7 protein-coding genes and 1 pseudogene are annotated in these 8,256 nt (G+C 51.5%); all 8 read left to right on the top strand.

Translation table 11 applies throughout. The features are described 5' to 3' along the window. Positions 1–173, top strand: a pseudogene (tuf, locus tag PUZ33_RS23950) (elongation factor Tu); the annotation flags it as partial. Positions 174–402: 229 nt separating this feature from the next. After that, positions 403–786 (top strand): preprotein translocase subunit SecE, encoded by a 384-nt coding sequence (gene secE / locus PUZ33_RS23945; protein WP_013094999.1) that lies wholly within the window; start codon positions 403–405, stop codon positions 784–786. Position 787: 1 nt separating this feature from the next. Continuing rightward, entirely contained in the window at positions 788–1,333 is a 546-nt protein-coding gene (gene nusG / locus PUZ33_RS23940) for a transcription termination/antitermination protein NusG (RefSeq protein ID WP_003862341.1), read from the top strand. Positions 1,334–1,488: 155 nt separating this feature from the next. Continuing rightward, positions 1,489–1,917, top strand: coding sequence for a 50S ribosomal protein L11 (gene rplK / locus PUZ33_RS23935; RefSeq protein WP_008503452.1), 429 nt, complete (start codon positions 1,489–1,491; stop codon positions 1,915–1,917). A gap of 3 nt (positions 1,918–1,920) precedes the next feature. Then, complete coding sequence (gene rplA, locus PUZ33_RS23930; RefSeq protein ID WP_013095000.1) at positions 1,921–2,625, top strand: 50S ribosomal protein L1; 705 nt, start codon at positions 1,921–1,923, stop codon at positions 2,623–2,625. A 292-nt stretch (positions 2,626–2,917) separates the two neighbouring features. Continuing rightward, positions 2,918–3,415, top strand: coding sequence for a 50S ribosomal protein L10 (rplJ, locus tag PUZ33_RS23925; RefSeq protein WP_013095001.1), 498 nt, complete (start codon positions 2,918–2,920; stop codon positions 3,413–3,415). A gap of 66 nt (positions 3,416–3,481) precedes the next feature. Continuing rightward, entirely contained in the window at positions 3,482–3,850 is a 369-nt protein-coding gene (gene rplL, locus PUZ33_RS23920; RefSeq protein ID WP_013095002.1) for a 50S ribosomal protein L7/L12, read from the top strand. 319 nt (positions 3,851–4,169) lie between these two features. Further along, complete coding sequence (gene rpoB, locus PUZ33_RS23915; protein WP_008503453.1) at positions 4,170–8,198, top strand: DNA-directed RNA polymerase subunit beta; 4,029 nt, start codon at positions 4,170–4,172, stop codon at positions 8,196–8,198. Positions 8,199–8,256 lie beyond the last annotated feature (58 nt).

The raw sequence follows: 8,256 nt of genomic DNA, 5'->3' as shown, positions 1-8,256 counted from the left end.
TGACCGGTACCATCGAACTGCCAGAAGGCGTAGAGATGGTAATGCCAGGCGACAACATCAAGATGGTTGTGACTCTGATCCACCCAATCGCGATGGACGACGGTCTGCGTTTCGCAATCCGTGAAGGTGGCCGTACCGTTGGCGCGGGCGTGGTTGCTAAAGTTCTCGGCTAATTGCTGATAACATTTGACGCAATGCGCAATAAAAGGGCATCATTTGATGCCCTTTTTGCACGCTTTCACGCCAGAACCTGGCTCATCAGTGATTATTTTTGTCATAATCATTGCTGAGACAGGCTCTGCAGAGAGCGTATAATTCGAAAAGCGAATTAGCATTTCGATTTGGTTTGCCTCGCGATCGCGGGGTGAAAATGTTTGTAGAATACTTCTGACAGGTTGGTTTATGAGTGCGAATACCGAAGCTCAAGGGAGCGGGCGCGGCCTGGAAGCGATGAAATGGGTAGTGGTAGCCGTTCTGCTGATCGTAGCGATCGTCGGCAACTATCTTTATCGTGACATTATGCTGCCGCTACGCGCGCTTGCAGTGGTAATTCTGATTGCTGCAGCGGGTGGTGTCGCGCTGTTGACGACAAAAGGCAAAGCGACTGTCGCTTTTGCCCGCGAAGCGCGTACCGAAGTCCGTAAGGTAATTTGGCCGACTCGCCAGGAAACATTGCACACCACGCTGATCGTAGCGGCGGTAACCGCTGTAATGTCACTGATCCTGTGGGGACTGGATGGTATTCTGGTTCGCCTGGTATCCTTTATCACTGGCCTGAGGTTCTGAGATGTCTGAAGCCCCTAAAAAGCGCTGGTACGTCGTTCAGGCGTTTTCCGGTTTTGAAGGCCGCGTAGCAACGTCGCTGCGTGAGCATATCAAATTACACAACATGGAAGAGTTATTTGGCGAAGTTATGGTTCCGACCGAAGAAGTGGTCGAGATCCGTGGCGGCCAACGCCGCAAAAGCGAGCGTAAATTCTTCCCGGGTTACGTGCTGGTTCAGATGGTTATGAACGACGCGAGCTGGCACCTTGTGCGCAGCGTACCGCGCGTGATGGGCTTTATCGGCGGCACGTCTGACCGTCCGGCGCCAATCAGCGACAAAGAAGTTGATGCGATTATGAACCGCCTGCAGCAGGTGGGTGATAAGCCGCGTCCGAAAACGCTGTTTGAACCGGGTGAAATGGTTCGTGTTAATGACGGTCCGTTTGCTGACTTTAATGGCGTGGTCGAAGAAGTGGATTACGAGAAATCCCGCCTGAAAGTTTCTGTTTCTATCTTCGGTCGTGCGACCCCGGTAGAACTGGACTTTGCCCAGGTAGAAAAAGCCTAAGCAGCGATCAAAAAAGCGGCGATTTAATCGTTGCACAGGGCGCGAGATTGGAATACAATTTCGCGCCTTTTGTTTTTATGGGCCACGGCCTGTAAAACGATTTTATTCACGGGGAGCCTCGCTGAGGCGCTATCACCCAATCAGAGGATTTTAGAATGGCTAAGAAAGTACAAGCCTACGTCAAGCTGCAGGTTGCAGCTGGTATGGCGAACCCAAGTCCACCAGTTGGTCCAGCTCTGGGTCAGCAGGGTGTGAACATCATGGAATTCTGTAAAGCGTTTAACGCCAAAACTGAATCCCTGGAAAAAGGTCTGCCAATCCCAGTTGTAATCACTGTTTACGCTGACCGTTCTTTCACTTTCGTTACCAAAACCCCTCCTGCAGCAGTTCTGCTGAAGAAAGCGGCTGGTATCAAGTCTGGTTCCGGTAAACCGAACAAAGACAAAGTGGGTAAAATTTCCCGCGCTCAGCTGCAGGAAATCGCGCAGACCAAAGCTGCCGACATGACTGGTGCCGACATTGAAGCGATGACTCGCTCTATCGAAGGTACTGCACGTTCCATGGGCCTGGTAGTGGAGGACTAAGAAATGGCTAAACTGACCAAGCGCATGTCCGTGATCCGTGACAAAGTTGATGCGACCAAACAGTACGACATCAACGAAGCTATCGCTCTGCTGAAAGAACTGGCTACCGCTAAGTTCGTTGAAAGCGTTGACGTTGCTGTTAACCTGGGCATCGATGCTCGTAAATCTGATCAGAACGTTCGTGGTGCAACTGTACTGCCACATGGTACTGGCCGTTCCGTTCGCGTAGCTGTATTTACTCAGGGTGCAAACGCAGAAGCTGCTAAAGCTGCTGGCGCTGAACTGGTAGGTATGGAAGATCTGGCTGACCAGATCAAAAAAGGCGAAATGAACTTTGACGTTGTTATCGCATCTCCAGATGCAATGCGCGTTGTTGGCCAGCTGGGCCAGGTTCTGGGTCCACGCGGCCTGATGCCAAACCCGAAAGTGGGTACTGTAACCCCTAACGTTGCTGAAGCGGTTAAGAACGCTAAAGCAGGTCAGGTTCGTTATCGTAACGACAAAAACGGCATCATCCACACCACCATCGGTAAAGTGGACTTCGACGCTGACAAACTGAAAGAAAACCTGGAAGCTCTGCTGGTTGCGCTGAAAAAAGCAAAACCAACTCAGGCGAAAGGCGTGTACATCAAGAAAGTTAGCATCTCCACCACCATGGGTGCAGGTGTTGCAGTTGACCAGGCTGGCCTGAGCGCTGCTGCAAACTAATGCCTTTACGTGGGCGGTGATTTTGTCTACAATCTTACCCCCACGTTTGCTAACGAAAGTTAGCGGCTAAAAGAATTGTTCGTTGGAGCCTGGCCTAATCCAGGCCTCCGTCGAAGACCGCAGGTGTTTCGCAAGAGACTTAATCCCCTGCGTAGACGGTGACAGAACGCTAAGATTATTTTTGGATATTCTGGCTTGTTTCTGCTCACCGTATTAAGACGCTCTTTCCGTTGGGAAGAGTGAAGTGAGTTCCGGAACATGAGTTCCGGCAAACATCCAGGAGCAAAAGCTAATGGCTTTAAATCTTCAAGACAAACAAGCGATTGTTGCTGAAGTCAGCGAAGTAGCCAAAGGCGCGCTGTCTGCAGTAGTTGCGGATTCCCGTGGCGTAACTGTAGATAAAATGACTGAACTGCGTAAAGCAGGTCGTGAAGCTGGCGTTTACATGCGTGTTGTTCGTAACACCCTGCTGCGCCGTGCTGTTGAAGGTACCTCTTTTGAGTGCCTGAAAGACACGTTTGTTGGTCCGACCCTGATTGCATACTCTATGGAACACCCGGGCGCTGCTGCTCGTCTGTTCAAAGAGTTCGCGAAAGCGAATGCAAAATTTGAGGTCAAAGCCGCTGCCTTTGAAGGTGAGCTGATCCCGGCGTCTCAGATCGACCGCCTGGCAACTCTGCCGACCTACGAAGAAGCAATTGCACGCCTGATGGCAACCATGAAAGAAGCTTCGGCTGGCAAACTGGTTCGTACTCTGGCTGCTGTACGCGATGCGAAAGAAGCTGCTTAATCGCAGTTATCTTTATAAAGCATCTGCTTACGTATAAACTTATTCTGATATTCAGGAACAATTTAAATGTCTATCACTAAAGATCAAATCATTGAAGCAGTATCCGCTATGTCCGTAATGGACGTTGTTGAGCTGATCTCTGCAATGGAAGAAAAATTCGGTGTTTCTGCTGCTGCTGCTGTAGCTGTTGCTGCTGGCCCAGCTGCTGACGCTGCTGAAGAGAAAACTGAATTCGACGTAATTCTGAAAGCTGCTGGCGCGAACAAAGTTGCAGTAATCAAAGCTGTTCGTGGCGCTACCGGTCTGGGTCTGAAAGAAGCTAAAGACCTGGTAGAATCTGCTCCAGCTGCGCTGAAAGAAGGCGTGAGCAAAGACGACGCAGAAGCACTGAAAAAATCTCTGGAAGAAGCTGGCGCTGAAGTTGAAGTTAAATAAGCCAACTTTTCTGGTTGCAGCCTAAGTAATTAGGCTGATGGCTGGTGACTTTTTAGTCACCAGCCTTTTTGCGCTGTAAGGCCTCGGTAGCATTTCACACTGTTTGACTATCGATGTGTCTTTCAATGCTTGTTTCTATCGACGACTTAATATACTGCGACAGGGTGCTCGCTCTGTGTAAATCGCAATGAAATGGTTTAAGCGTGATAGCAACAGGTATTGCGGAAAGTATTCAATTTTCCGGTCCACAAAATGGTGTTGCACAAACTGTCCCTTCGTCGGACAGATGGGTCGACTTGTCAGCGAGCTGAGGAACCCTATGGTTTACTCCTATACCGAGAAAAAACGTATTCGTAAGGATTTTGGTAAACGTCCACAAGTTCTGGACATTCCATATCTCCTTTCTATCCAGCTTGACTCGTTCCAGAAGTTTATCGAGCAAGATCCTGAAGGGCAGTACGGTCTGGAAGCAGCCTTCCGTTCCGTGTTCCCAATTCAGAGCTACAGCGGTAACTCCGAGCTGCAGTACGTCAGCTACCGCCTTGGCGAACCGGTGTTTGACGTTCAGGAATGTCAGATCCGTGGCGTGACCTATTCCGCACCGCTGCGCGTAAAACTGCGTCTGGTGATCTACGAGCGCGAAGCGCCGGAAGGCACTGTTAAAGACATTAAAGAACAAGAAGTCTACATGGGTGAAATTCCACTCATGACAGACAACGGTACTTTCGTTATCAACGGTACTGAGCGTGTTATCGTTTCCCAGCTGCACCGTAGCCCGGGCGTCTTCTTCGACAGCGATAAAGGTAAAACACACTCTTCCGGTAAAGTACTGTATAACGCGCGCATCATTCCTTACCGTGGTTCATGGCTGGACTTCGAGTTCGATCCAAAAGACAACCTGTTTGTCCGTATCGACCGTCGTCGTAAACTGCCTGCAACCATCATTCTGCGCGCACTGAACTATACCACTGAACAGATCCTGGACCTGTTCTTTGAAAAAGTGATCTTTGAAATCCGCGACAACAAGCTGCAGATGGAGCTGGTGCCGGAACGTCTGCGTGGTGAGACCGCGTCGTTCGACATCGAAGCCGACGGCAAAGTGTATGTGGAAAAAGGTCGCCGTATTACCGCGCGCCACATCCGTCAGCTGGAAAAAGATGATATCAAACACATCGAAGTTCCGGTTGAATACATTGCAGGAAAAGTAGCCGCGAAAGATTACGTTGATGAATCAACTGGCGAGCTGATCTGCCCGGCTAACATGGAGCTGAGCCTGGATCTGCTGGCTAAGCTGAGTCAGGCTGGCCACAAACGTATCGAAACGCTGTTCACTAACGATCTGGACCACGGTCCGTACATCTCTGAGACTGTACGCGTCGACCCAACCAACGATCGTCTGAGCGCGCTGGTAGAAATCTACCGCATGATGCGTCCTGGTGAGCCACCAACTCGCGAAGCGGCTGAAAGCCTGTTCGAGAACCTGTTCTTCTCTGAAGACCGCTACGATCTGTCTGCGGTTGGTCGTATGAAGTTCAACCGTTCTCTGCTGCGCGATGAGATCGAAGGTTCCGGTATCCTGAGCAAAGACGACATCATCGAAGTGATGAAGAAGCTCATCGATATCCGTAACGGTAAAGGCGAAGTGGACGACATCGACCACCTCGGCAACCGTCGTATCCGTTCCGTAGGCGAAATGGCGGAAAACCAGTTCCGCGTTGGCCTGGTGCGTGTAGAGCGTGCGGTGAAAGAGCGTCTGTCTTTGGGCGATCTGGATACCCTGATGCCTCAGGATATGATCAACGCCAAGCCGATTTCTGCAGCCGTGAAAGAGTTCTTCGGTTCCAGCCAGCTGTCTCAGTTTATGGACCAGAACAACCCGCTGTCTGAGATTACGCACAAACGCCGTATCTCTGCACTCGGTCCAGGCGGTCTGACCCGTGAACGCGCAGGCTTCGAAGTTCGAGACGTACACCCGACTCACTACGGTCGCGTATGTCCAATCGAAACGCCTGAAGGTCCAAACATCGGTCTGATCAACTCCCTGTCCGTGTACGCACAGACAAACGAATACGGTTTCCTTGAGACCCCGTACCGTAAAGTGACTGACGGTGTTGTTACCGACGAAATTCATTACCTGTCTGCTATTGAAGAAGGCAACTACGTTATCGCTCAGGCGAACTCCAACCTGGATGACGAAGGCCACTTTGTAGAAGATCTGGTTACCTGCCGTAGCAAAGGCGAATCCAGCTTGTTCAGCCGCGACCAGGTTGACTACATGGACGTATCCACCCAGCAGGTGGTATCCGTTGGTGCGTCCCTGATCCCGTTCCTGGAACACGATGACGCCAACCGTGCATTGATGGGTGCGAACATGCAACGTCAGGCCGTTCCAACTCTGCGTGCTGATAAGCCGCTGGTTGGTACCGGTATGGAACGTGCTGTTGCCGTTGACTCCGGTGTTACTGCAGTGGCTAAGCGTGGCGGTACTGTTCAGTACGTTGACGCATCCCGTATCGTTATCAAAGTTAACGAAGACGAGATGTATCCGGGCGAAGCGGGTATCGACATCTACAACCTGACCAAATACACCCGTTCTAACCAGAACACCTGTATCAACCAGATGCCTTGCGTATCTCTGGGTGAGCCAGTTGAGCGCGGCGACGTGCTGGCAGACGGTCCGTCCACCGACCTCGGTGAACTGGCGCTCGGTCAGAACATGCGCGTAGCGTTCATGCCGTGGAACGGTTACAACTTCGAAGACTCCATCCTCGTCTCCGAACGTGTGGTACAGGAAGATCGTTTCACCACCATCCACATTCAGGAACTGGCCTGTGTGTCCCGTGACACCAAGCTGGGGCCAGAAGAGATCACCGCTGACATCCCTAACGTGGGTGAAGCTGCGCTCTCCAAACTGGATGAATCCGGTATCGTTTACATCGGTGCGGAAGTGACCGGCGGCGACATTCTGGTTGGTAAGGTAACGCCGAAAGGTGAAACCCAGCTGACGCCAGAAGAGAAACTGCTGCGTGCAATCTTCGGTGAGAAAGCGTCTGACGTTAAAGACTCTTCTCTGCGCGTACCAAACGGTGTTTCCGGTACGGTTATCGACGTTCAGGTCTTCACCCGTGACGGCGTTGAGAAAGATAAACGTGCGCTGGAAATCGAAGAGATGCAGCTCAAACAGGCTAAGAAAGACCTGTCTGAAGAACTGCAGATCCTCGAAGCGGGTCTGTTCAGCCGTATCTATGCGGTGCTGGTTGCCGGTGGCGTTGAAGCTGAGAAGCTCGACAAACTGCCACGCGATCGCTGGCTGGAACTGGGCCTGACCGACGAAGAGAAACAAAATCAGCTGGAACAGCTGGCTGAGCAGTATGACGAACTGAAACACGAGTTCGAGAAAAAACTCGAAGCGAAACGCCGCAAAATCACTCAGGGCGACGATCTGGCACCAGGCGTGCTGAAGATTGTTAAGGTGTATCTGGCTGTTAAACGTCAGATCCAGCCTGGTGATAAGATGGCAGGTCGTCACGGTAACAAGGGTGTTATCTCTAAGATCAACCCGATCGAAGATATGCCGCACGATGCTAACGGTACGCCGGTAGATATCGTACTGAACCCGCTGGGCGTACCGTCTCGTATGAACATCGGTCAGATTCTGGAAACCCACTTGGGTATGGCTGCGAAAGGTATCGGCGACAAGATTAACGCCATGCTGAAACAGCAGCAGGAAGTCGCGAAACTGCGCGAATTCATCCAGCGTGCCTACGATCTGGGTACCGATGTGCGTCAGAAAGTCGACCTGAACACCTTCAGCGATGAAGAAGTGCTGCGTCTGGCAGAGAACCTGCGCAAAGGTATGCCAATTGCAACGCCGGTATTCGACGGTGCAAAAGAAGCTGAAATTAAAGAGCTGCTGCAACTGGGTGGTCTGCCAACGTCTGGTCAGATTACGCTGTTTGACGGCCGTACCGGTGAACAGTTCGAGCGTCCGGTAACCGTAGGTTACATGTACATGCTGAAACTGAACCACCTGGTCGACGACAAAATGCACGCTCGTTCTACCGGTTCTTACAGCCTGGTTACTCAGCAGCCGCTGGGTGGTAAGGCACAGTTCGGTGGTCAGCGCTTCGGGGAGATGGAAGTGTGGGCGCTGGAAGCATACGGCGCAGCATACACCCTGCAGGAAATGCTCACCGTTAAGTCTGATGACGTGAACGGTCGTACCAAGATGTATAAGAACATCGTGGACGGCAACCATCAGATGGAACCGGGCATGCCAGAGTCCTTCAACGTACTGTTGAAAGAGATTCGTTCGCTGGGTATCAACATCGAACTGGAAGACGAGTAATTCTCGCTCAAACAGGTCACTGCTGTCGGGTTAACGCCCGACAGCAGAGTGTGCTAAC

Source organism: Enterobacter cloacae complex sp. 2022EL-00981 (genome assembly GCF_028737495.1).
Lineage (GTDB): Bacteria > Pseudomonadota > Gammaproteobacteria > Enterobacterales > Enterobacteriaceae > Enterobacter > Enterobacter cloacae.
Note: the sequence above shows the minus strand (reverse complement) of the source record. Positions and strands in the feature narration are given on the sequence as shown.